The sequence below is a fragment of the Candidatus Methylomirabilota bacterium genome (assembly GCA_035936835.1).
Lineage (GTDB): Bacteria > Methylomirabilota > Methylomirabilia > Rokubacteriales > CSP1-6 > AR37.
On the sequence record DASYVT010000174.1, the window covers coordinates 1 to 24,269 of the forward strand.

Genomic DNA, 24,269 nt, shown 5'->3' on the forward strand with positions numbered 1-24,269 from the left:
TGCCGCGCTACGCCGAGATGATCTACTACGGCTTCTGGTTCGCTCCCGAGCGCGAGGCGCTCCAGGGCTTGATGGACAGCACGCAGACAGATGTCACCGGCACCGCGAGGCTCAAGCTCTACAAGGGCACGGTGACCATCGCCGGCCGCCGGTCACCTCGCTCGCTCTACCGCGGGGACTTCGTCACCTTCGAGGCCGACCGCGTGTACCGCCCGCAGGACGCCGAGGGATTCATTAACCTCAGCGCGCTCCGCCTCAAGATCCGCGCCCTCCGCGACCGCAGCCGGTAGGCCGCCCCGGCCATGCGTGTGCACGTGGCGCTGACACCGGGGGAGTTCCCCGACCTTGCGCTCGGCGGCCGAGCGGCCCTCGTCGTGGACGTGCTCCGCGCCACGAGCATGGTCGTCGCGGCCTTCGACGCGGGCTGCGCGTGCGTCATCCCCGTGGCGGGCGCCGCCGAGGCGCGCGAACGGTCCCGGGCGCTCCTTCCAGAGCCCGTCCTGCTGGCCGGCGAGCGCAGCGGAGACCGGATCGAAGGGTTCGACCTCGGCAACTCTCCGCTCGACTGCACTCCCGAGAGCGTCGGCGGGCGCAATATCATATTAACCACGACCAACGGTACGGCTGCCATGCTCAAGGCCTCCCAGGCCGACGCGGCGGCTGTCGCCGCGCTGACCAATGTCGGGGCGGCGGTGCGCTGGGCGGTCTCGACGGGGAGAGACCTGACGGTGCTCTGCGCCGGTGACAGGGGAGGGTTCTCCCTCGAAGACGCCGTCTGCGCGGGCCTCCTGGCCGAGGGTATCGTTCGGGCAGCGGCCGGGGCGACGCTGAGTGACGCCGCCCAAGCGGCCCGCTGCCTCGGGATCCTCTACGGCGCGCGCCTCGACAGGCTGCGGCGCGACTCCGGCTGGGCGCGCCACCTCGAGGCCCGCGCGCGCGGGGCGGACCTCGACTGCTGCCTGCGGCTCGACACGTCAGCCGTCGTACCGGTGCTGGCGAATGGGGCGATCACCGCGGGGCCCGGCGTCTTGACTTGGCCCGCGGGGGCGGCCGATACTCAGTCGGGCCGTTTGGCGAGGCCGGGTGAGAATCGATGAACCTTCCCATCGCGTTGACGCTGTTCCGGATCGTCCTGGTCCCGCTCATCATCGTCTTCGTGATCTCCTCCGATCGCCTCTGGGTGCTGATCGCCGCCGTCATCTTCGTCGCCGCCTCGCTCACCGACTGGCTCGACGGGCGCATGGCGCGGCGCCGGAACCAGGTGACGCGGTTTGGGACCCTGCTCGACCCGGTGGCGGACAAGCTGCTCGTGGCCGCCGCGCTCGTCGCCCTGGTGCAGGTGGAAATGATCGGCGCCTGGGTCGCCATGGTCATCATCGGCCGCGAGCTGGCCGTGACGGGGCTCCGAGGCGTCGCGCTCTCCATGGGCGTGGTGGTGCCCGCCTCCAAGTTCGGCAAGCTCAAGACCGTCTCCCAGTACGTCGCCATCACGATCCTCATTCTCGAGCGCGGGGTGCCGCCCGAGTACGTGCCCTTTCATCTGATCTCGGTGGGCGTCCTCTGGGTGGCGCTGGCGCTGACGGTTGTCTCGGGCGCCGACTACTTCTACCGGTTCTTCCTCAAGGCGGGGCCGCGCGCGATCATCAAGGACCAGGAACGCTGGCCGTGAGGGTGCTGGGCCTCATCGGGGTCTATCTCATCGGCTCGATTCCTATCGGGTTCCTGGTCGCCCGCGCCGCGGGTGGCTTCGACATCCGGGGCAAGGGCAGCGGCAACATCGGCGCCACCAACGTCCTCCGGACTCTCGGTCCCGTCCCCGCGGTGCTGACATTGCTCGGCGATGTTGCAAAGGGTTATGTTGCCGTCAGAGCGGCGGAAGTGATTGGGCCCGAGCCCGTGTGGGGCGCCGCCGGGGCGGTGCTCGCCATCGTGGGCAACTGCTGGCCGCTCTTTCTTCGCTTCAAGGGAGGCAAGGGCGTGGCCACGGCGCTGGGGGCCTTTCTCGCGCTGACTCCCAGCGCCATCCTGCTCGCGATGGCCGTGTGGATCGTCCTCACGGCGGCCTTCCGCTACGTGTCGCTCGCCTCCATCCTGGCGTGCGTGGGCCTGGCGATCGGCGCGTGGCTCTTCGGCTATACGCCGATGTACGCGGCGGCGGCGGCCTGCGCCGCCGTGCTCATCGTATGGCGGCACCACGAGAACGTGAAGCGGCTCCTCTCGGGCACGGAGCGCCGGCTTGGGGAGCGGGCGTCCACCGCATGACATGCTGGGGCGCATGACAACCTGGGGCGCATGACATCCCGCGGGGGCGCGGTGGCGGTCATCGGCGCCGGGAGCTGGGGGACGGCCCTGGCGGTCCAGCTCGGCCGAAGCGGCATGGCGGTGCGGCTCTGGGCTCGCGATCCGGCGCTGGCCCGGGCGATCGGCGGCGCGCGCGAGAACCGGCGCTATCTCCCCGACGTCCCCCTTCCAGAGAGCGTTGTCGCCGGTGCCGACCACCTCGAGGCGCTCGACGGCAGCGACCTCGTGATCCTCGCGGTGCCGTCTCACTTTCTGCGCGGGGTGCTGCAGCTGATGGCGGCCGCGATCCCGAGCGGGGCGGTGCTGCTGTCGGCGACCAAGGGTCTCGAGCCCTCGAGCGCGCTCCGCATGTCCGAGCTTCTCGCCCAGATCGTCCCCGCGCACCAAGTCGCGGCCCTCTCGGGCCCGTCCTTCGCTCGCGAGGTGGCGCTGGGCAAGCCCACCGCCCTCGTGGTGGCCTCGACGGATGCGGGCGTCGCGCGGAGCCTCCAGGAGCGGCTGAGCGTTCCCGCCTTCCGGCTCTACACGAACCGCGACGTCGTCGGTGTCGAGATCGGCGGCGCGCTGAAGAACGTGATGGCGATCGCCACCGGGCTCTCAGACGGGCTTGGGCTCGGCGAGAACGCGCGCGCGGCGCTCATCACCCGCGGCCTGGCCGAGATGGGGCGCCTGGCGGTCCGGCTCGGAAGCCAGCCCGCGACGCTCGCGGGGCTGGCCGGGCTCGGCGACCTCGTGCTGACCTGCACGGGCTCACAGAGCCGCAACCACCGGCTCGGCCTGGCAGTCGCGAGAGGCCAAACCTTGGCCCAGGCGGAAGCGTCCACTCCCATGGTCGCTGAGGGCGTGCGCACCGTCGCCTCGGCCCGGATGCTGGCCGGGCGGGCAGGGGTGAGCATGCCGATTTGCGACGAGGTCTCGGCCGTGCTCTTCGAGGCCAAGCCCGTGAAGGAGGCGCTTGCCTCACTCCTTGCCCGGGAGCCGCGCCCCGAGGAGGAGCACGCCGGCCGTGCCTGAGCTGAGGCGCGATCCCGTCGTCGGCCGATGGGTGATCATCTCGACCGAGCGCTCCAGGCGGCCCTCCGACTTCGCCTCCGCGCCGGTCCATCCAAAGGAGACCGGTCCCTGCGTCTTCTGCCCCGGGCAGGAGTCGCGCACGCCCGAGGAGATCCTCGCGGTGCGCGAGCCGACGAGCGCTCCCAATGGCCCCGGCTGGGAGGTCCGCGTGGTGCCCAACAAGTTCCCGGCGCTCAGGATCGAGGGGGATCTCGAGCCCGCGGGAGAAGGCGTCTACGACCGGATGAACGGCATCGGGGCCCACGAGGTCATCATCGAGACCCCAGAGCACGGCGCCTCACTGGCGGGACTGCCTGAGACCCAGGTGGTCGCGGTGCTCGAGGCGTGGCGCCGGCGCATGGTCGACCTCCAGAAGGATGCGCGCTTCGAGTACGTCAGCGTCTTCAAGAACCACGGCGAGGCCGCCGGCGCCTCGCTCGAGCACCCGCACTCCCAGCTCATCGCCACGCCCATCGTTCCCATGATGGTCGAGCAGGAGCTCGAGGGGGCGCTTCGTCACTTCCGCATGAAGAAGCGCTGTATCTGGTGCGACATCATCCGCCAGGAGATGCAGGGTAAGGCCCGCGGGCTCGGCCGGCTCATCCTGGCCGAGGGCGGCTTCGTGGCGCTCTGCCCATATGCTCCCCGCTTCCCATTCGAGACCTGGATCCTGCCCGAGGGCCACCGTTCGAGTTACGAAGACGCCGAGGGCGTGGACTTCGGGGCCCTGGCGAGACTCCTGGGCGAGGTCTTGAGGCGGATGAACCGGGTCCTGGGCGATCCCGCCTGGAACCTGAGCCTCCACTCGGCACCGCTGAAGACTCCGACCCTCGACCACTTCCACTGGCACCTGGAAATCATCCCGAAATTGACCAAGGTGGCGGGTTTCGAGTGGGGCACCGGCTTCTTCATAAACCCGACCCCCCCTGAGGAGGCCGCCCGGTATCTACGGGCTGGACTGCCGACAGCGACCTAAGTTGACACCACCTAAGGCGTTTGTTACACTCCGTCAGGCTTGAGAAGCAGATGATTTCTTGCGGGAATAGCTCAGTGGTAGAGCACAACCTTGCCAAGGTTGGGGTCGCGGGTTCGAATCCCGTTTCCCGCTCCATTGGTTCGATGCGGGGGTTCGATGCGGGAACCGGGGGTTGGACCGGGCCCTGTTGACGTATGTGGCGGCGTAGCCAAGTGGTTAAGGCGGAGGTCTGCAAAACCTCTATTCAGCGGTTCGAATCCGCTCGCCGCCTCCACTACAGGCAGGCGGGCGCAGCAGGCGCCGGGGTGGCGGAACTGGGAGACGCAGCGGACTTAAAATCCGTTGGCCCTTTGGGGCCGTGGGGGTTCGATTCCCTCCCTCGGCACCAGCAGTGCGGTGAACTTCAGCGCGAGCGCCGCAGCAGGCAGCGCTCGGGATGACGGAGGAGACCTAGGTGCAGACCCTTAAGGTCGCGCGCAAGACCTTCACGATGTTGAGCGAGCACCGGATGCAGATCCTCGACATCACCAAGACGATCCGCGACGTCATGCTGAGCGCCGACATCAAGGAAGGCATCCTTCTCGTCAACTCGCTGCACACGACGTGCGCGCTCTTCGTCAACGAGTTCCAGGGGGCCCTGGTCGAGGACATCAAGTCCATGATCGAGACACTGGTGGCCGAGAACGACGGCTACCGGCACGACGACCCCCGCTACTCGGACTGCGAGCGCGGCAACGCGCATTCGCACCTCCGCGCCGCGCTGCTGGGCCGGAGCGTCGCGGTCGGCATCAGCGGCGGCGAGCTGTCGCTGGGCCGCTTCCAGTCCATCCTCTTCGCCGAGCTCGACGGGCCGAGGCCGCGCAGCATCGACGTCCAGATCATGGGCGTCTAGCGCAGGCTTCTCGACAGCTTCCCTCCGCGTTCCCGGTTTCCGCCGCTCCCGCGGCCATAGCGCCTACCCATCCGTGCCAGACCCTCCGTGCCAGACCCTCCGTGTTAGACTCGTTGTATGTCGTGGAAACTCAAGAAGAAAGCCCAAGCCCTCGTCGCGGGTGAAGAGGGTGTGGTCAGCAAGGACTGGGGCGGCCGCGTCTCGGTCGCCCTGGTCTATCCCAACACCTACGCCGTGGGCATGTCCAACCTGGGCTTCCAGACGATCTACGAGCACCTGAACGCGCTGCCGGACGCCGTCTGCGAGCGCGTGTTCTTCCCTGATCCCGAGGACTCCGACGAGTACGCGCGCACCGGCACCGAGCCCTTCTCTCTCGAGTCGCTGCGCCCGCTCCGCGACTTCGACGTGGTCGGGTTCTCCGTCACCTACGAGGGCGACTACATCAACGTGCTGCGCCTCCTCGGCATGGCGGGAATCCCCTCGCGGGCGGCGGATCGCGGGCCGGGCGACCCTCTGGTGCTCATGGGCGGGGTTTGCGCCTTCTCGAACCCCGAGCCCCTGGCGCCCTTCATGGACGCCATCGCCGTCGGGGAAGGGGAGGAGCTGGTCGGGGAGATCATCGCGGCCTACGGAGCATGCCGCGCCGACGGGTCGGAGGAGTCGAGCCGTGAGGGCCTGAGGCAGCGGGTGATCGACCGGCTCAAGTCGCTCCAGGGCATCTACGTGCCGGCGGCTTACGACGTTCGCTACGCGGTGGACGGGACCATCGACGCGGTCGTGCCACTGGAGGAGGGTGTCCCGGCGCTGGTCGTGAAGAGGCGCCTCGGCGACGTCAACCGCTTCGAGACACGCTCCATTCTCAAGACCCCCAAGGCGGAATACGGCCACATGGCCCTCCTCGAGGTGGGCAAGGGCTGCGGAAGAGGGTGCCGCTTTTGTCTTGAGGGCCAGGTCTACCGGCCCGTGCGCCACCGGAGCATCGAGTCGCTGCGTGAGTCCGTCGCCCAGATCGCCAAGGAGTCCAAGCGCGTGGGTCTCGTGGGCGCCTGCGTGTCGGACTACCCATGGATCGGCGACCTCATGAAGATGCTCGAGGAGTACGGTGTCGAGGTCTCGATCTCCTCGCTGCGGGCCGACAGCCTGACCGAAGACCTGGTCGCCTCGCTCCAGCGCGGCGGGCACCGGACGCTGACCATGGCGCCCGAGGCGGGCACGGAAAGGCTACGTCGAGTCATCCGTAAGGTCATCACGGACGAGCAGCTCTACGCCGCCTGCGACCTCCTGCGCAAGTACGGCATCCCGAACCTCAAGTGCTACTTCATGATCGGCCAGCCGACCGAGACCATGGAGGACGTGGAAGCCATCCCCGATCTGGCGCGCCGCATGCTGGAGCGCCTGCGCGTGCCCGGGCCGGACGGCCATCCCTTCGGCAAGCTGACGCTGTCCGTGTCCTCCTTCGTGCCCAAGCCGTGGACGCCCTTCCAGTGGGCGCCCTTCGACGAGCCGCGCGACCTCGAGAGCAAGCTCGAAGCGATCAAGGCCGGCGCGCGGCGGCTCCAGGTGCGGGTGGTGCACGAGAACCCGCGCGAAGCGGGGCTCCAGGCGCTGCTGGCGCGGGGAGACCGCCGTGTCGGCGACTTCCTCGAAATCGCCGCCCGGCTGGACGGTGACTGGCGCCGGGCGCTTCGGGAGTGGGGGGTAGACCCCTCCTTCTACACGCGGCGCAGTCGCCCCGAGGGCGAGATCATGCCGTGGGACCACTTCGACGTGGGCGTGAAGAAGGCCGGCCTTCTTCGCGAATGGCAGCGCGCCGGGCTGGGCGAGGCCGTGCCGGCATGAGCCGCCGCGTCTTCATCGGGCCGGCCGCCGACGTCCCGATCGGGGAGGGGCGTGTCGTGGAGGCCGAAGGCAAGACTCTCGCCCTCTTCAACGTGGACGGCGCCTTCTACGCCCTCGACAATGACTGCGCGCACCGCGGCGGGCCGCTGGGCGAGGGAGATCTCGACGGCACGGTGGTCGTGTGCCCGTGGCACGCCTGGCGCTGGGACGTGAAGACGGGCGCCAACGTCAACAACCCGGCCCTCAAGATGCCCTGCTTCCCGGTGTCGGTGGACGACGGCCGCGTCTTCGTGGAGCTGCCGTGATCCGCGATACCTTCGCGCGGCCGCTCCGCAACCTCCGCCTCTCCGTCACGGACCGCTGCAACCTCCGCTGCGCCTACTGCATGCCGGAAGAGGAGTATGCGTGGCTGCCGCGCGCCGACATCCTGACCTTCGAGGAGGTTGCCCGGCTGGTGGACGTCTTCGCCGGTCTCGGCGTCGACAAGGTGCGCCTCACGGGCGGCGAGCCGCTCCTGCGGAAGGATCTGCCCCGCCTCGTCAAGATGATCGCGGCCGAGCCCCGCATCCGCGACCTGGCCATCACGACCAACGGCATCCTTCTGGCCCAGGAGGCCCAGGCGCTCCGTGACGCGGGCATCCGGCGTGTGACGGTCAGCCTCGACACCCTCAAGCCCGATCGTTTCCGCGCGCTGACCCGTCGCGACGCGTACCAGCAGGTCATCGAGGGGATCGAGGCCGTCAGCCGCATGGGCTGGCCCGGTCTCAAGCTCGATACGGTGGTGATGCGCGGGGTCAACGACGACGAGATCGCGGATCTGATCGAGTTCGCGCGCCGGATGGGCGCGGAGCTTCGCTTCATCGAATACATGGACGTGGGCGGGGCGACACGGTGGTCGATGGACCAGGTCGTCTCCCGCGCCGACATCCTCGATCGCCTCACGGAGCGTTACGGGCGGGTCGAGGCCATCGTCGAGGAGTCTTCGGCGCCGGCCGACCGCTTCCGGCTCCCTGATGGCTTGACCTTCGGGATCATCTCCTCGACCACGGCGCCGTTCTGCCAGACCTGCGACAGGAGCAGGCTCACCGCGGACGGGCAGTGGCTCCTCTGCCTGTACGCCACGGCCGGAATAGACTTGAGGAAATACTTGAGGGATGGCACTTCAAACGACGATCTGGCTGGGCTGATCCGCTCGGCATGGGTGGGGCGCAGAGACAGGGGCGCGGAGGAGCGGCTCCTGCTCAAAAACAGGCAACCCCTGGTCCAGATCGGCGAGCTCAAGGCCAAGCCCCATCTCGAGATGCACACGCGCGGAGGGTAGCGGGCGCGTATGACCACCCCGGGGCCCGGCAAGCCTGACGAGATCAAGGTGCCAGACGAAGTCAAGATCCCAGACGAAGTCAAGGTCCCAGACGGAGTCAAGGTCGAGGTCGCCGAGCGCGGCGCAAACGGGCAGATCTCGAACCGCCGCCTCTTCATGCAGCTCCAGGCGTTCGGTGGATGTTCCGAGCCCAAGGCCCTGGCCGCCGCCCTCGAGAGAAGCCGGATCGAGGCGGCGCTCTACGCCGACCTTCAGGATCCTCGCGGCGTGGGCGTGCTCACGTTCGCCGAGGACCCGGCGTTCTTCGTCACGCGGGTGCGCGAGGTTCTGGCCGTCGAGCCCTTCGCCGGCCTGGTTCCCAAGCCCGAGCTGGCAATGATCGGCAGGACCTACTCGAGCGGCTTCGAGCCCGACCTCGAAGACTGGCTGCTGGCCCGCCCGCGCCGCACCGTGCTCAACCCGGACTGGCCCTGGGCGGTGTGGTATCCGCTGAGGCGGACGGGTGCCTTCGCCAAGCTGTCCGCCCAGGAGCAGGGCGCCATCCTCCGCGAGCACGGCACCATCGGGCGCGCCTACGGCGACGCAGATCTCGCCCATGACGTCAGGCTTGCCTGCCACGGTCTCGACGCCCACGACAACGATTTCCTCATCGGCCTGGTCGGCAAGGAGCTTCAGCCGCTCTCGCACCTCGTCCAGACCATGCGCAAGACCGTCCAGACGTCTCAGTACATGGCGAGCCTCGGCCCCTTCTTCGTGGGCCACGCCATCTGGCAGAGCCCCCCCAGCCCCTCGCAGAGACCAATCAGATGACTGCGCTTCGATCTCTCCGTGGCGCGCTCGCTCTGGCGGTCCTGGCGCTGGTGGCGGGGTGTGCCTCGGTGCCGTCGAAGCCTCTCACGGACATCCGGGCCATCGAGGGCAAGTGGCGGGGCACCATCACCGTCAGCATGGGCTCGCCCCAGTTCTACTACCTCACGGTCAACCCCGACTCCACGATCGTCGCGGAGTGGGGCCCGAACTGGCAGTGGGGCAAGATCACGCTGAGCGGGGGCCAGGCGCGCTTCGAGATCTCCCATCTCACGAGCGGCACCCTCCTATACTTCGACGGGTCGGACGGTCGCGTCATCACGATGACGCCCGATTTCGGCGGCTGGTACGTCTACGTAACCCCGCTCAAGTAGCTCGGCCGGGATATTCGATGACCACGCCGCCGATGATCGGGCGCGCCACGCTGATCCTGCTCGCCGCCGCCCTCCTCCTGGGCGCCTCGAACGTGACGGGCAAGCCGATCACGGATATCCGTACGATCGAGGGGAAGTGGCGAGGCCAGATCAAGTTCGCCGGCGGGCCGTACGAGATCTACTTCTTGACGGTCAATCCCGACGCCACGATCGTCGCGTCTTGGGGCGCGACGACGCGCTGGGGCAAGGTGACGCTCAGTGGCGGCAAGGCGCGCTTCAGCTTCCCCACGTCGAGCGGAGACCTGTACTACTACGAAGAGGCCCAGAGACGCGTCATCACGCTGAGGCCGGACTTCGGGGGCTGGGACGCGCAGGTGAGGCCGCTCAAGTAGCGCGGCCGAGGCGGAGGCTACTTGAGCGGGGCGGGGAGGTCGGACTTGCCCATCAGGTAGAGATCCACGCCGCGGGCGGCGCTTCGGCCCTCGGCGATGGCCCAGACGATGAGCGATTGGCCGCGCTGGATGTCGCCGGCGGCGAACACGCCCTGCACGGTCGTCATCCAATTCGGGTCCCGCCAGACGTTGCCACGATCGGTGAGCTTGACGCCGAGGTCTGTCAGGAGTCCCTCGCGCCGCGGGCCGAGGAAACCCATGGCGAGCAGGACCAGGTCGGCCTCCATAGCGTACTCGGTGCCCGGGACGTTCTTGAAGCTGATCCGGCCGCCCTCTTTAACGATCTCCACGCGTACCGCATGGAGGGTCGTCACGCGCCCGTCGACTCCCGAGAAGTGCGAGGTGTTGACGGAGTACTCGCGCACGCCTCCTTCCTCGTGGGCCGAGGAGACGCGGAAGATGTTGGGCCAGAGGGGCCAGGGGTTGCTGGCGGGATCGCGCTCTTCAGGCGGGCGGGGCAGGATCTCGAACTGGGTGACGGAGCGCGCGCCCTGGCGGTGGACAGTACCGAGGCAGTCGGCGCCGGTGTCGCCGCCGCCGATGATGACGACGTTCTTGCCTTCGGCCGTGATGAACTCGCGATCCGGGACGCTGTCGCCCTCGCAACGCCGGTTCTGGAGCGTGAGGTAGTCCATGGCGAAGTGGATGCCCCGGAGCTCGCGCCCGGGGATCTGGAGGTCCCGCGGCCACTCCGCTCCTCCGGCCAGGACGCTGGCGTCGAAGTCCTTGCCGAGCGCCTCGACGGGCAGTGTCTCGCCCACGTTCACGCTCGTCCTGAACGCGATCCCTGCCGCTTCCATCAGGGCCAGGCGGCGGTCGAGAATGCGCTTCTCCATCTTGAATTCCGGGATGCCGTAGCGGAGGAGTCCGCCGATACGGTCGGCCTTCTCGAACACGGTCACCGAGTGCCCGGCGCGGTTGAGCTGCTCGGCGGCGGCGAGACCTGCCGGGCCCGAGCCCACCACGGCGACCCTCTTTCCCGTGCGCGCTGCGGGCGGGGCGGGAACGACCCAGCCCTCGTCGAAGGCGTGGTCGATGATGCCGACCTCGACCTGCTTGATCGTGACCGGGTCGTCGTTGATGCCGAGCACGCAGGAGCCCTCGCAGGGGGCGGGGCAGAGGCGGCCCGTGAACTCCGGAAAGTTGTTGGTGGCGTGGAGGCGGTCGATGGCCTCGCGCCAGCGGTCCCGGTAGACGAGGTCGTTCCAATCGGGGATCAGGTTCCCGAGCGGGCAGCCCTGGTGGCAGAAGGGGATGCCGCAGTCCATGCAGCGCGCGCCCTGCTTCTTGAGCTTGTCGGCCTCGAAGGGCAGGTAAACCTCCTGCCAGTCGTGGACGCGCTCACCGACGGGACGCCGCTTGGGTGTCTCGCGCTTGATCTCGAGAAAGCCGGTGATCTTGCCCATGAGCCTGGTAGTGGAGAGCCTAGTTGTGTGCCGAGGCCATCACGGCCTCGTCCACTGACATGCCGCTTTCCTCGGCCTTCTTGATCGCCTGCAACACGCGCTTGTAGTCGCGCGGCATGATCTTGACGAACAGTTGCTGCGTCGCCTCCCAGCTGACGAGAAGCCGCGCGGCGACCGGGCTCTGAGTGTGGCGGATGTGGCGCGACAGGAGGTCCTTGACGAGCTCGACGTCCTCGACGTCCACCAGGGGCTCGAGGTCCACCATGCCCAGGTTGCACCGGCGCTTGAAATCGCCCGTCTCGTCGAGGACGTAGGCGATGCCGCCCGACATGCCGGCGGCGAAGTTGCGGCCCGTGCGCCCGATGAGCACCACGCGGCCGCCGGTCATGTACTCGCAGCCGTGGTCCCCGGCGCCCTCCACGACCGCGAGCGCGCCGCTGTTCCTGACGCCGAACCGCTCGCCGGCGACGCCGCGGAAGTACGCCTCGCCGCTCGTGGCGCCGTAGAGCACCACGTTGCCGACCAGGATGTTCTCCTCGGCCACGAAGGTCGCCTCCCGCGGGGGGAAGACGATGAGCTTGCCGCCCGAGAGACCCTTGCCGAAGTAGTCGTTGGCGTCTCCTTCGAGCGTCAGCGTGATGCCGCGTGGCACGAAAGCGCCGAAGCTCTGCCCCGCCGAGCCCGTGAAGTGGATGCGGATGGTGTCGTCCGGGAGCCCGTCCGGGCCGTGGAGGCGCGTCACCTCCGAGCCGAGGATGGTCCCCACCGTGCGGTTGACGTTCCTGATGGGCAGCCGGATGTCCACGGGCTCGCGGCGCTCGAGCGCCTCGCGGCAGAGCGGCACGAGGGTCGTCACGTCGAGAGATCTCTCGAGCCCGTGGTCCTGCTCGACCACCTTCCGGACGGCGACCTCGGGCCCGACCTGCGGCCTGTGGAGGATGGAGGAGAAGTCGAGGCCGCGGGCCTTCCAATGGTCCACGGCATTTGCGGCGTCGAGCAGGTCCGAGCGGCCGATCATCTCGTCCATCGTACGGAAGCCGAGGCGCGCCATGTGCTCGCGCACCTCCTCCGCGATGAAGCGGAAGAAGGTCTCGACGAACTCGGGCTTGCCCTCGAACTTGGCCCGGAGCTTCGGGTCCTGGGTCGCGATGCCGACCGGGCAGGTGTTGAGATGGCAGACCCGCATCATGATGCAGCCCATGACGACGAGCGGCGCCGTGGAGAAGCCGTACTCCTCGGCGCCGAGGAGCGCCGCGATGACGACGTCGCGCCCGGTCTTCATCTGCCCGTCCGTCTGCACGGTGATCCGGTCGCGGAGCTTGTTCATGACCAGCACCTGCTGGGTCTCCGCGAGCCCGAGCTCCCACGGGACCCCGCCATGCTTGATCGAGGTCAAGGGCGACGCGCCGGTGCCGCCGTCGTGGCCCGAGATCAGCACGACGTCCGAATGCGCCTTGGCCACTCCCGCCGCGACGGTCCCGACTCCGACCTCGGCGACGAGCTTGACGCTGATCCGCGCCCGCGGGTTCGAGTTCTTGAGATCGTGGATCAACTGGGCCAGATCCTCGATCGAGTAGATGTCGTGGTGCGGGGGCGGCGAGATGAGCCCCACGCCCGGCATCGAGTGCCGGACCTTGGCGATCCAGGGGTAGACCTTGTGGCCGGGCAACTGGCCGCCCTCGCCGGGCTTGGCGCCCTGGGCCATCTTGATCTGGAGCTCGTCCGCGTTGATCAGGTACCAGCTCGTGACGCCGAAGCGCCCCGAGGCGACCTGCTTGACCGCGCTGCGCCGCCAGTCGCCGTTCGGGTCGCGCTTGTAGCGCGCCGGGTCCTCGCCGCCCTCGCCCGTGTTGGAGCGGCCGCCCATCCGGTTCATGGCGATGGCCAGCGTCTCGTGAGCCTCGAGGCTGATCGAGCCGTAGGACATGGCGCCGGTGGCGAAGCGCCTGAGGATCGCCTCGACGGGCTCGACGTCCTGGAGCGCGATCGGCTTTGGTGTGGACTTGAACGTGAAGAGCCCGCGGAGCGTCGCCCGGTGCTCGTTCTGCGTGTTGACGAGGTCCGTGTACTCCTTGAAGATCGCGTACTGCTTCGAGCTCGTGGCGTGCTGGAGCTTGAACACGGTGTCGGGATTGAAGAGGTGGTACTCGCCGTCGCGCCGCCACTGGTACTCGCCGCCCCAGTCGAGCTCGGGCTCGCCCACGGGCCGCTCCGGGAAGGCGTGGTGGTGGCGCAGGAGCGCCTCTTTCGCGACCACGTCGATGCCGATGCCGCCGATGCGGGACGCCGTCCACGTGAAGTAGCGGTCCACGAAGCCCTTCGCGAGCCCGATCGCCTCGAAGATCTGGGCCGCCCGGTACGACTGAATGGTCGAGATGCCCATCTTCGAGATGACCTTGAGGACGCCCTTGTTGAGCGCCTTGATGTAGTTCGTGATCGCCGTCTTGTGATCCAGCGCCGGCAGCATGCCCTGGCGGATCATGTCGTCGAGCGTCTCGAAGGCGAGGTACGGGTTGACCGCGCCCGCGCCGTAGCCCAGGAGGAGCGCCATGTGGTGGACCTCGCGCGGCTCGCCCGTCTCGATGACCAGACCGACCTTGACGCGCTTGCCCTCGCGGATCAGGTGGTGGTGGACTCCGGCCGTCGCCAAGAGCGCCGGAATGGGCGCGTGCTCGCGGTCGACACCGCGGTCGGAGAGGATGAGATAGGTGAATCCCGCATCCACCGCCTGGCTCGCCTTCCGGCAGAGCTCTTCCGTCGCGCGCGCCAGGCCGTCCGTGCCGTCGGCCACGCGGAACAGCATGGGCACGGTCGTGGCCTTGAAACCAGGCCGGTCAACGTGGCGGATCCGCGCCAGCTCGGCATTGTCGAGGATCGGGGTCTTGAGCTTGATCTGCCGGCAGGCCTCGGGCGTGGGCTCGAGGAGGTTGCCCTCGGGACCGATACTGGTCGCGATCTGGGTCACCAGCTCTTCGCGGATGCCGTCGAGCGGCGGGTTGGTCACCTGCGCGAAGAGCTGCTTGAAGTAGTCGTAGAGGAGTCGCGGGCGGTCCGAGAGCACGGCGAGCGACGTGTCGGTGCCCATGGAGCCTATGGGCTCCTCGCCTGCGGACGCCATGGGCCCCAGCAGCAGGCGGAGGTCTTCATGGGTGTAGCCGAAGGCCTGCTGGCGCTCGAGGACGGTCTCGTGTGCGGGCTCGGGCAGGTGAGGCGGCTCGGGCAGGCTCTCGAGCGGCGTGAGGTGGGTTGCCAGCCACTCGCCGTACGGGTGCGCGGTCGCGAAGGCGTGCTTCAGCTCCGCGTCGTCGATGATGCGCCCCTGCGCCGTGTCCACGAGGAAGATCCGGCCCGGATGGAGGCGCTCCTTGATCAGCACCCGCTCGGGCGGGATGTCGAGCACGCCCACTTCGGACGCCATGACCACGAGCCCGTCCTTCGTGACGTAGTACCGCGACGGGCGGAGGCCATTCCGGTCGAGGACCGCGCCGATGACTGTCCCGTCGGTGAAGGCGATCGAGGCCGGGCCGTCCCACGGCTCCATGAGGCAGCCGTGGTACTCGTAGAAGTCCTTGCGCAGGATGGGCATGGACTCGTGCCCGCTCCAGGCCTCGGGGATCATCATCAGGACCGCCAGCGGAAGGGGGCGGCCCGCCATGACGAGGAGCTCCAGCACGTTGTCGAAGATGGCCGAGTCGCTGCCGCCCTCGACGACGATCGGCAGGATCTTCTTGAGGTCGTCGCCGAGAACGGTCGACCGGCAGAGCGCTTCCCGCGCATGCATCCAGTTGATGTTGCCGCGCAGCGTGTTGATTTCCCCGTTGTGGGCGATGTAGCGGTACGGATGCGCCAGCGGCCACGACGGGAACGTATTGGTGGAGAACCGCTGGTGGACGAGCGCGAGCGCGGACTCGACCCGCGGGTCCACGATATCCGGGAACATGGTCTCGATCTGGTCGGCCGAGAGCATGCCCTTGTAGATGAGGGTATTGGCCGAGAGGCTCGGCAGGTAGAAGTAGCCGCGGCCGGGAATGTCCGAGCGACGGACCGCGTGCTCGACGCGCTTGCGGATAACGTAGAGCTTGCGCTCGAAGGCCTGCGCGTCGGAGATGCCTGCGGCCCGGCCGATGAAGACCTGTTCTATGAGAGGCTCGGCCGCGCGGGCGCTCGGCCCCACCGGCGCGTCGTCGGTCGGCACCACGCGCCACCCGAGCAGGGTCTGGCCCTCCTCCCGGACGATCCCGTCCAGCATCGCGCGGCACTGCGCGGCCTGGGCTTGATCGCGCGGCAGGAAGACGAGGCCGGCGCCGTAGTGCCTGGGCGAGGGGAGGCTGAGACCGAGCGCGGCGCACTCGCTGGCGAGGAAGGCGTGCGGCATCTGGATCAGGATGCCGGCGCCGTCCCCCGTCGTGGGTTCACAGCCGCAGGCGCCGCGGTGGAGAAGGTTCTTGAGCACCTGGAGAGCCTGGCTCACGATGGCGTGTGACTTCCGCCCCTTTATGTCCACGACGAACCCGACGCCGCAGGCGTCGTGCTCGTGGGCAGGATCGTAGAGGCCCTGGGCTCCGGGCATCCCGGCAGGCGTCGTCGCTGACAACCCGTCCTTCATCGACATCCTTCTCCTGGCATCGCCATCCCTCTCCCAGCCTCCCCCCCCGTTCTTGTGAACTCTCGGAAAAACCTCGACTTGAGCAGTGAGCCTACACCACGGTCGAGCATTAGCCAAGGACAAAATAGAAAAAACATAGCATTAGTGATTCTAATAGGGTAACCTCAGCCCGTGAACCTCGACACGCTCAAGCTCTACTGTGACGTCGTGAGGCTGCGGAGCTTCTCGCGCGCCGCGACGGCCAACGGCGTCACGCAGTCGGCGGCCAGCCAATCCATCCAGCAGCTCGAGGGCGACCTCGACGTCCCACTTCTCGACCGCTCTCGCAGGCCACTGGTCGCCACAGAGGCCGGCCGCGTGTTCTTCGACGCCTGCCGCGATCTCCTCGAGAGCTTCGAAAAGGCGCGGGCCGGGCTGCTCGCCTCCAGGGATCGGGTGGAGGGGACGGTGCGCGTCGCGGCGATCTACTCGGTGGGGCTCCACGACATGAGCCGGCACATGCAGCCCTTCATGTCGGCGCATCCGCACGCGCGCGTGCTCCTCGAGTGCCTGCATCCTCACAAGGTGGTGGAGGCGGTCCAGAACGACGAGGCCGACGTGGGCGTCCTGTCGTATCCCGCGGCGACCCGGACACTCAGCGTATTGCCGCTCCGCTCAGAGCCGATGGTGCTGGTGACGCATCCGAGCCACCGTCTCGCCAAGCGGAAGCACGTGGAGGCCGGCGACCTCGCGGGCGAGAAGTTCATCGCGTTCGACCGCGATCTCGCGGTGCGCAAGGCGATCGACCGCGTGCTCAAGCAGCACGGGGTCAAGGTCGAGGTGGTCATGGAGTTCGACAACGTCGAGACCATCAAGCAGGCCATCGGCATCGCCGCCGGGGTCAGCATCCTGCCGCGGCCAACCGTGGTGATGGAGTCGGGAATGCGGACGCTGGCCACGGTGCCGCTCGCGTTCTCCGGCCTCGCGAGGCCGATCGGGCTCATCTACCGGCGGGGCAAGCGGCTGACTCCCGCCGTCGCGCGCTTCATCGAAACCCTTCGCAAAGCCGACGAGTCCCCCGCGGAGTAAGCCGGAATCGCGGGCGTTCTACGCGCGTGGTCCGGGCGCCGGGAGGCAGGGTGCCCTCGAGTAGAAACCGCTGAGGCCGGCGGAGGGGGCGCCGGCTGGAGCGAATCCGACGAGCCGTAGCGCGCCCCGAAGCGCAGGGCGCCTCCGCCGCGCGAGCCGGCCCCACGCAGTGGGGCGGCGAGCGCACCCCCGCCGCGGGGGATGGGGGGAGGCGGAGGCGCCTGAGCGAGGTGGCGCGTCGAGGCGAGGAGGTCTGAGCGGAAGACGGCACCCCCTCCGCCGGCCGGCCGTGGTCCAGGCCGCGCGTGGTACGGTATGGGCATGATGATCCAACCCATGGAGGTGCGGAAGTTTGTGAGCCGGGGCGGCATCCGGGTCTACGGGATGCCCGTCGAGACCTTCCCGGGCCACGTCAACAACATCTACCTGATCGTCGACGGCGACACGCTGACCCTCGTGGACGTCGGCTCGGGCACCGAGGACTCGGTCAAGGGGCTCCACGAGCGCTTCGACGAGATGCGGGACCGCTTCGGCGAGCGCGTCTCGCTGGACGACGTCCGACATGTCGTCATCACCCACGCCCACATCGACCACTTCGGCTGGGTCGGCCACTTCACCCGCGAGACCGGGGCCCGCGTCTGGGTCCACGAGCTGGATGCCCGGGTGCTGAGCCGCTTCGAGGAGCGGATGGTGCTGGCCTCGAAGGACATGCGGGTCTTCCTCGAGCGGGCCGGGGTCACGCCCGAGCTGAGGGACGAGCTCGAGACCATGTACCGGTTCTCGAAGGCCTTCTTCAAGTCCGTCACGATCGACGGCGTGGTCAAGGACGGCCAGCGCATCATCAACGGCTACCGGGTCCACCACACGCCCGGCCACTGCCCCGGGCAGATCTGCCTCGAGGTGGACGATTTGCTCTTCACGGCCGATCACGTGCTCTCGCGCATCACGCCCCACCAGTCGCCGGCCTCCATCACGCCCTTCTGCGGGCTCGAGCTCTATCTCCAGTCGCTCGACAAGGTGCGCCGGCTGGGCGGGATCAGGCTGGCGCTGCCCGGGCACGAGGCGCCGATCGAGGACATGCCGGCTCGCATCGGCGTCATCGCGGCCCACCATGAGCGCCGGCTCGGCCAGGTGCTCGATCTCTGTCGCGATCCGATGACGCTGGTGGAGGTCTCCAGGCGCCTCTTCGGGCCGAGGGCGGGCTACACTCGGCTCCTGGCGCTCGAGGAGGCGGGGGCGCACGTCGAGTACCTCTTCCAGCGGGGCGAGCTCGGCATCGCAAACCTGAGCGAGGTCAGCGAGCAGGCCAATCCCGTCATTCAGTACGAGACCCGACGAGGAGCCGCCGCATGACTGCGTCGCTGATCATCGCCGCCAGCGAGGGAGACTCGAACCTCTACTACGCCTGCCGGTTCATGGCCCCGGACCCCTTCGTCTTCCTCGAGGTCGGCGGCAGGAAGATCCTGCTCATGTCCGACCTCGAGGTGGACCGAGCGCGCCAGCAGGCCCGCGTCGACGAGGTGCTGTCGCTCTCCGAGTGGGAAGCCAAGGCCAAGCAGCGCTGGGCCCAGCCGAGGCTCACCGACACCGTCAGCCTGCTTCTCGAGGACTATGGGGTCGCGACCGTCGAGGTGCCCGCCGACTTCCCGCTCGAAGCCGCCGACCGGTTGCGCGAGCGCGGGGTCACGGTGCAGGTGAGGCCGCACCCGTTCTTTCCGAAGCGCGTCGTCAAGTCGGCCGAGGAGGTGGCGGCCATCGAGCTGGCCCAGCGGCATACGGAGACCGCGCTCGCGGCGGCGCTCGACGTGCTCAGTCAGAGCGTGATCCGCGGTGACGAGGTGGTCTGGAAGGGCCGGGCGCTGACCTCTGAGGACCTGAAGAAGGTCGTCAACGTGTCGCTGATGGAGAACGAGTGCATCGCCCAGCACACCATCATCGCCTGCGGCGAGCAGGGCGTGGACCCGCACAACCAGGGTTCGGGCCCCATCCGCCCCAACCAGGGCATCATTTTCGACATTTTCCCGCGCTCATCGACCTCGCATTACTTCGCCGACATGACGCGCACGGTGGTCAAGGGCAAGGCGTCCGACGAGCTTCGCCGGATCTATGACGCCGTCCTGGCGGCCCAGCTGCGCGGCATCGAGCTGGTCAAGGACGGCGCCTCGGGCGGGGCGGTCCACGCCGAGGTGGCGCGCACCATGGAGGCCCGCGGCTATGCGACTGGCGTCGTGGACGGACGCAACCAGGGGTTCTTCCACGGGACGGGCCACGGCGTCGGCCTCGACATACACGAGCTGCCCCGCATCAGTCGGCTCGACTACGAGCTCAAGACAGGGCAGGTGGTGACCGTCGAGCCCGGCCTCTACTACCCGGGGCGGGGGGCCGTGCGCATCGAGGACATGGTGCTCGTGGAGCCCGGGGGCTGTCGCAACCTCACGCGGTCGCCCAAGATGGAGCTGCTCGAGCTATAGGCCACGGGCCGCGGAGCGGCGCGGCGAACTCCGGCGGTCAGACCGGAGATAACCTTGCCTATCCGAGGGGTTTTGGGTAGCATGAAGCCGTAGCGGCTCCCACTTGGAGGGGGTTCCCAGCGACGATGCGTTCGGGGCCGCTCTGCGCCGACGAAGGCAGTCACTGAGAGGACGACCGAGACCATGAGTGACACCGTAATGCCCGCCCCGGCGGTCGCCAAGCCGCGCCGGACGCTGACTCGCGCGGTCATCCGCTTCGCCGGTGACTCCGGCGACGGCATGCAGGTCACGGGTGAGCAGTTCACCACCGAGGCGGCCTGGGCCGGCAACGACATCTCGACCCTGCCGAACTTCCCGGCCGAGATCCGCGCGCCCGCCGGCACCCTCTTCGGGGTGTCGAGCTTCCAGCTGCAGTTCGGCAGCCAGCGGGTCTATACGCCGGGCGACCAGCTCGACGCGCTCGTCGTGATGAACCCCGCGGCGCTCAAGGTGCACCTGGCCGATCTCAAGCCGGGCGGCATCCTCGTCGTGAACACGGCCGCCTTCGACCAGCGCAACCTGGAAAAGGCCGGTTACCCGAAGGACGAGAAAGGCGAGCCCAAGAACCCGCTCGCCGACCCGGGCCTGGCCGAGAAGTACCGCCTCTACCAGGTGGACATCGGCGCGATGACGAAGAAGTCGCTCGAGGACCTGCCGCTCAACGTCAAGGAGAAGGAGCGCTGCAAGAACTTCTTCGCCCTCGGGCTCGTCTCCTGGATCTACACGCGGCCACTCGACCCGACGCTTGACGCCATCAAGAAGCGCTTCGCCAAGAACCCGACCTTCGTCGAGGCCAATATCCGCGTGCTCAAGGCCGGCCACGCTTTCGGCGAGACGGCCGAGATGTTCTCCGAGCACTACGGCATCGAGGCCGCGGAGATGCCGCCCGGCGTCTACCGCAGCATGACGGGCAACCGGGCGCTCGCGTGGGGCCTGCTCGCCGCGGCCGAGCGCACCAAGATCCCGATCGTTTACGGCGCCTACCCGATCACGCCGGCCTCGAGCATCCTCGAGGAGCTCGCGCTTCACAAGCGCTGGCGGGTGCGCACGTTCCAGGCTGAGGACGAGATCGCGGCCGTCACCTCGGCCATCGGCGCGTCCTTCGGCGGCGCCCTCGGCGTCACGGCCTCGAGCGGCCCGGGCATCGCGCTCAAGGGCGAGGGCATCGGGCTCGCGGTGATGGCGGAGCTGCCGCTCGTGATCTTCGACATCCAGCGCGGCGGCCCCAGCACGGGCCTGCCGACGAAGACCGAGCAGGCCGACCTGATGCAGGCGCTGTACGGCCGCAACAGCGAGAGCCCGATCGTCGTGATCGCGCCATGCACGCCCGGCGACTGCTTCTACATCGCCTACGAGGCGGTGCGCATCGCGATCAAGTACATGGTGCCGGTCATGGTGCTCTCGGACGGCTACCTGGCGAACGGCTCGGAGCCGTGGCTCATCCCGGACGTCAAGACGCTGCCCGACATCCCGGTCGCCTTCCGCACCGAGAAGGACGGGTTCGCTCCGTACATGCGCGATGCGGCGACCCTGGCGCGGCCGTGGGTTCGGCCCGGCACGCCGGGGCTCGAGCACCGGATCGGCGGCATCGAGAAGCAGGACGTCACGGGCAACATCTCCTACGAGGCCGACAATCACGACCTCATGGTCCGCACGCGAGCCGAGAAGGTCCGGCGGGTCGCGCAGGAGATCCCGCCGACGGTCATCAACGGCAAGGAGTCCGGCGACGTGCTGGTGGTCGGCTGGGGCGGCACGTACGGCGCCATCACCGCGGCCGTCGAGGAAGCGCAGATGGAAGGCAAGGCGGTCGCTTCCATCCACATCCGTCATCTGAACCCGCTGCCGCCCGACCTCGGCCAGATCCTGCGTCAGTACCGGCGCGTGCTCGTGCCCGAGATCAACAGCGGCCAGCTCGTGCGGGTGCTCCGGGCCGAGTATCTCGTGGACGCCGTCGGCTTCAACCGCGTCCGCGGCATGCCGCTGGCGAGCCAGGAGATCCTCGAGGCCATCAACCAACTTCTGGAGGCGAAGCAGTGAGCACGGTCACCGGAACCCCCGGCGCGGCGCCCAAGTACACGAAGAAGGACTTCGAGTCCGACCAGGACGTGCGCTGGTGCCCCGGCTGCGGGGACTACGCTATCCTGAGCGCGATGCAGAAGACGATGCCGGGTCTCGGCATCCCGAAGGAGGACATCGTGTTCATCTCAGGGATCGGCTGCTCGAGCCGCTTCCCGTACTACATGAACACGTACGGCTTCCACACGATCCACGGCCGCGCGCCGGCCTTGGCGACCGGGCTCAAGCTGGCCCGGCCCGAGCTCAAGGTCTTCGTGATCACGGGCGACGGCGACGGCCTCTCGATCGGCGGCAACCATCTGCTGCACGTGCTGCGGCGGAACGTGGACGTCACGATCCTGCTCTTCAACAACAAGATCTACGGCCTCACCAAGGGCCAGTACTCGCCGACGAGCGAGTTGGGCAAGGTGACCAAGTCCACGCCCATGGGCTCGGCCGACCGTCCGGTCAGCCCGTGCGCCTTCGCGCTGGCGGCGGGCGCTACGTTCGTCGCCCGGACCGTGGACCGGAGCCTCGCGCACATGGAGGAGACGCTCAGGCGCGCCGCCCAGCACAAGGGCGCGGCCTTTGTCGAGATCCTCCAGAACTGCAACGTCTACAACGACCTCGCGTGGAACGTGCTCTACGACAAGGACTCCAAGGCCCTCTACGAGTGCAGGCTCGAGCACGGCAAGCCCATCACGTTCGGACCGGCAGACGACCGGCGCGGCCTCGTGCTGGAAGGCCTTAAGCCCAAGGTTGTCAAGGTCAAGGACGTGGCGGAGAGCACGCTCTGGGTCCACGACTCGGGAGACCGCGCCACGGCCATGCTGCTCGCGCAGCTGTGGGCGCCCGAATACCCCGTCCCCGTGGGCGTGCTCCTGAATCTCGAGGGCGAGACCACGTACGAAGAGATCGTGATCCAGCAGGAGCAGACGGCTATCTCGGAGCGCGGCCCGGGCGATGTCGCGAAGCTCTTGATCTCGGGCGAGACCTGGAAGATCGGGTAAAGCGGGCCGCCGATAAGGGCCCATCTGCTTCGTTGGCGCCCTCGGCCGCCCGCTCGACGTACAGGAGTACGCCTCGCGTGCGGCCCTTCGGGCGCCGCCTCGCATCTGGACCCTTCTCGCCAGCCCTCAAGAACTAATTTTCGAGGCCCCCTATGGCGCTGAGTCTTGCCCTGCTCCGCGAGCTCGAAGGGATTCTTGGGGCAGGGGGAGTGGTGTCGACCTTGGAAGGGCGGATGGTGTACGAGGCTGACATGCACACCTTCTACAAGGGCGCGCCAGACGTCGTGGTGCTGCCTGAGACGACCTCCCAGGTCGTGGAGCTCGTGCGCCTCTGCCGCCGCGAGCACGTCGCCCTGGTGCCGCGCGGCTCGGGCACCGGGCTGATCGGCGGCGCCATGGCGCCCGTCGGCGGCGTCATGGTCTCGCTGACCCGGATGAACAGGATCCTCGAGCTGGACTTCGCCAACCGCTGCGCCACCGTCCAGCCCGGGCTCATCAACCTGTGGCTGTCCCAGGCGACTCGTGAGGCCGGCTACTACTTCGCCCCGGATCCCTCCAGCCAGATGGTCTCCTCCATCGGCGGCAACGCTTCGACCAACGCGGGCGGCCCGCACTGCCTCAAGTACGGGATTACGGTCAACCACGTGCTGGGGCTCGAGGTCGTCACGGGCGCGGGAGAAATTCTGTCGGTGGGCGGCAAGGCGCACGACCACCCGGGCTACGACCTCACGGGCGCGCTCGTGGGCGGCGAAGGGACGCTCGGCCTGCTGACGGCGATCACCGTGCGGCTCCTCCACGTGCCTGCGGGAGTCAAGACCCTGCTCGCGTCCTTCTCCGCGATCGACCCCGCCTCGGAGGCGGTCTCGGCCATCGTGGCGGCGGGCATCATTCCGGCGGCGCTCGAGATGATCGACGAGACCTTCGTCCGCGCCATCAACGAGGGCGTCGGCGCGGGCTATCCCAAGGGCGCGGGCGCCGTGCTGCTGATCGAGCTCGACGGCCCCGCGGCGGAAATCGAGGCCCAGGCGGGGCGCATCGTGCAGATCTGCCGGGACCACGCCGCTCTCGAGATCCGGGTCGCCCAGGACGAGGCCGAGCGGGCGCTGCTCTGGAAGGGGCGCAAGGAGGCCGCCGGCGTGGTCGGCCGCATGTCGCCGAGCTGGATCCTGCAGGACGCCGTCGTGCCGCGCTCACGGCTGCCGGAGATCATGCGGGAGGTGCAGGCCATCGGCGCGCGCCACCGCCTCGTCATCGCCAACGTCTTCCACGCGGGCGACGGCAACCTCCACCCGATGATCCTCTACAACGACCTCGAGCCCGGCGAGCTCGAGCGGGCCAAGGAGGCCAACGACGAGCTGCTCCGCGCGTGCCTCGCTATGGGCGGCAGCGTCACCGGCGAGCACGGCGTCGGACTCGACAAGGCCTCGAGCATGCCGCTCCAGTTCGGCGACGCCGATCTCAACTTCATGGCGCGCTTCAGGCGCGTCTTCGATCCGGACGGGATCATGAACCCGGGCAAGCTCCTGCCTTCGCACCCGGCCTGCGGCGAAGTCTTCCGGCCTTCCGCCCCCCGGCTGCCGGCCGGCGCCTGGGTCTGAG

The 24,269-nt window shown here is 68.5% G+C and carries 21 protein-coding genes and 3 tRNA genes; 22 read left to right on the forward strand and 2 right to left on the reverse strand.

From position 1 onward, the window contains the following. The 16 genes from VGV06_15465 to VGV06_15540 form a co-directional block, all read left to right on the forward strand. On the forward strand, positions 1–290 hold a 290-nt coding region (locus VGV06_15465), incomplete at its 5' end, for an argininosuccinate synthase (GenBank protein ID HEV2056544.1). Positions 291–302: 12 nt separating this feature from the next. Further along, positions 303–1,097 (forward strand): 2-phosphosulfolactate phosphatase, encoded by a 795-nt coding sequence (locus VGV06_15470; GenBank protein ID HEV2056545.1) that lies wholly within the window; start codon positions 303–305, stop codon positions 1,095–1,097. Next, the gene (gene pgsA, locus VGV06_15475) at positions 1,094–1,669 is read left to right on the forward strand and encodes a CDP-diacylglycerol--glycerol-3-phosphate 3-phosphatidyltransferase (protein ID HEV2056546.1); all 576 of its coding nucleotides are present in this window, start codon (positions 1,094–1,096) and stop codon (positions 1,667–1,669) included. Before VGV06_15470 ends, pgsA begins: the two co-directional genes overlap by 4 nt. Beyond that, positions 1,666–2,262, forward strand: a complete 597-nt coding sequence (plsY, locus tag VGV06_15480; GenBank protein HEV2056547.1) for a glycerol-3-phosphate 1-O-acyltransferase PlsY — start codon at positions 1,666–1,668, stop codon at positions 2,260–2,262. Before pgsA ends, plsY begins: the two co-directional genes overlap by 4 nt. Positions 2,263–2,292: 30 nt before the next feature. Continuing rightward, positions 2,293–3,315 (forward strand): NAD(P)H-dependent glycerol-3-phosphate dehydrogenase, encoded by a 1,023-nt coding sequence (locus tag VGV06_15485; protein HEV2056548.1) that lies wholly within the window; start codon positions 2,293–2,295, stop codon positions 3,313–3,315. After that, complete coding sequence (gene galT, locus VGV06_15490) at positions 3,308–4,330, forward strand: galactose-1-phosphate uridylyltransferase (protein ID HEV2056549.1); 1,023 nt, start codon at positions 3,308–3,310, stop codon at positions 4,328–4,330. Before VGV06_15485 ends, galT begins: the two co-directional genes overlap by 8 nt. A gap of 60 nt (positions 4,331–4,390) precedes the next feature. Further along, positions 4,391–4,465: transfer RNA gene (locus VGV06_15495), tRNA-Gly, on the forward strand. A gap of 63 nt (positions 4,466–4,528) precedes the next feature. Further along, a tRNA-Cys gene (locus tag VGV06_15500) sits at positions 4,529–4,604 on the forward strand. A 25-nt stretch (positions 4,605–4,629) separates the two neighbouring features. Next, positions 4,630–4,718, forward strand: a tRNA-Leu gene (locus tag VGV06_15505). Positions 4,719–4,784: 66 nt separating this feature from the next. Then, positions 4,785–5,222, forward strand: a complete 438-nt coding sequence (locus VGV06_15510) for a secondary thiamine-phosphate synthase enzyme YjbQ (GenBank protein ID HEV2056550.1) — start codon at positions 4,785–4,787, stop codon at positions 5,220–5,222. Between the two features lie 117 nt (positions 5,223–5,339). Continuing rightward, positions 5,340–7,061 (forward strand): radical SAM protein, encoded by a 1,722-nt coding sequence (locus VGV06_15515; protein HEV2056551.1) that lies wholly within the window; start codon positions 5,340–5,342, stop codon positions 7,059–7,061. After that, positions 7,058–7,366: a Rieske 2Fe-2S domain-containing protein gene (locus VGV06_15520; protein ID HEV2056552.1), complete on the forward strand. Its 309-nt coding sequence runs from the start codon at positions 7,058–7,060 to the stop codon at positions 7,364–7,366. The genes VGV06_15515 and VGV06_15520 overlap by 4 nt, the downstream gene beginning before the upstream one ends. Beyond that, on the forward strand, positions 7,363–8,382 hold the full coding sequence (gene moaA, locus VGV06_15525) for a GTP 3',8-cyclase MoaA (protein ID HEV2056553.1): 1,020 nt from the start codon (positions 7,363–7,365) through the stop codon (positions 8,380–8,382). Before VGV06_15520 ends, moaA begins: the two co-directional genes overlap by 4 nt. A gap of 9 nt (positions 8,383–8,391) precedes the next feature. After that, positions 8,392–9,192, forward strand: coding sequence for a chlorite dismutase family protein (locus tag VGV06_15530; protein HEV2056554.1), 801 nt, complete (start codon positions 8,392–8,394; stop codon positions 9,190–9,192). Beyond that, complete coding sequence (locus VGV06_15535; GenBank protein HEV2056555.1) at positions 9,189–9,563, forward strand: hypothetical protein; 375 nt, start codon at positions 9,189–9,191, stop codon at positions 9,561–9,563. The genes VGV06_15530 and VGV06_15535 overlap by 4 nt, the downstream gene beginning before the upstream one ends. Before the next feature lie 17 nt (positions 9,564–9,580). Then, the gene (locus VGV06_15540; protein HEV2056556.1) at positions 9,581–9,955 is read left to right on the forward strand and encodes a hypothetical protein; all 375 of its coding nucleotides are present in this window, start codon (positions 9,581–9,583) and stop codon (positions 9,953–9,955) included. A gap of 17 nt (positions 9,956–9,972) precedes the next feature. On the opposite strand, the gene VGV06_15545 is transcribed toward VGV06_15540, so the two are convergent. After that, positions 9,973–11,421: a glutamate synthase subunit beta gene (locus VGV06_15545; protein ID HEV2056557.1), complete on the reverse strand. Its 1,449-nt coding sequence runs from the start codon at positions 11,419–11,421 to the stop codon at positions 9,973–9,975. A gap of 19 nt (positions 11,422–11,440) precedes the next feature. Then, positions 11,441–16,033 carry a glutamate synthase large subunit gene (gene gltB, locus VGV06_15550; protein HEV2056558.1) on the reverse strand — a complete coding sequence of 1,531 codons (4,593 nt, stop codon included), beginning with the start codon at positions 16,031–16,033 and terminating at the stop codon, positions 11,441–11,443. A gap of 165 nt (positions 16,034–16,198) precedes the next feature. Between gltB and VGV06_15555 the strand changes: the two genes are divergently transcribed. The 6 genes from VGV06_15555 to VGV06_15580 all read left to right on the forward strand — a co-directional run bounded on the left by VGV06_15555 (position 16,199) and on the right by VGV06_15580 (position 24,268). Continuing rightward, positions 16,199–17,095: a LysR family transcriptional regulator gene (locus tag VGV06_15555; protein ID HEV2056559.1), complete on the forward strand. Its 897-nt coding sequence runs from the start codon at positions 16,199–16,201 to the stop codon at positions 17,093–17,095. Positions 17,096–17,431: 336 nt separating this feature from the next. Next, positions 17,432–18,448, forward strand: coding sequence for an MBL fold metallo-hydrolase (locus tag VGV06_15560; protein HEV2056560.1), 1,017 nt, complete (start codon positions 17,432–17,434; stop codon positions 18,446–18,448). Next, positions 18,445–19,566 carry a Xaa-Pro peptidase family protein gene (locus tag VGV06_15565; protein HEV2056561.1) on the forward strand — a complete coding sequence of 374 codons (1,122 nt, stop codon included), beginning with the start codon at positions 18,445–18,447 and terminating at the stop codon, positions 19,564–19,566. Before VGV06_15560 ends, VGV06_15565 begins: the two co-directional genes overlap by 4 nt. 183 nt (positions 19,567–19,749) lie before the next feature. Next, entirely contained in the window at positions 19,750–21,642 is a 1,893-nt protein-coding gene (locus VGV06_15570) for a 2-oxoacid:acceptor oxidoreductase subunit alpha (GenBank protein ID HEV2056562.1), read from the forward strand. After that, the gene (locus tag VGV06_15575) at positions 21,639–22,670 is read left to right on the forward strand and encodes a 2-oxoacid:ferredoxin oxidoreductase subunit beta (GenBank protein HEV2056563.1); all 1,032 of its coding nucleotides are present in this window, start codon (positions 21,639–21,641) and stop codon (positions 22,668–22,670) included. Before VGV06_15570 ends, VGV06_15575 begins: the two co-directional genes overlap by 4 nt. Positions 22,671–22,822: 152 nt before the next feature. Continuing rightward, positions 22,823–24,268, forward strand: coding sequence for an FAD-linked oxidase C-terminal domain-containing protein (locus VGV06_15580; protein HEV2056564.1), 1,446 nt, complete (start codon positions 22,823–22,825; stop codon positions 24,266–24,268). Position 24,269 lies beyond the last annotated feature (1 nt).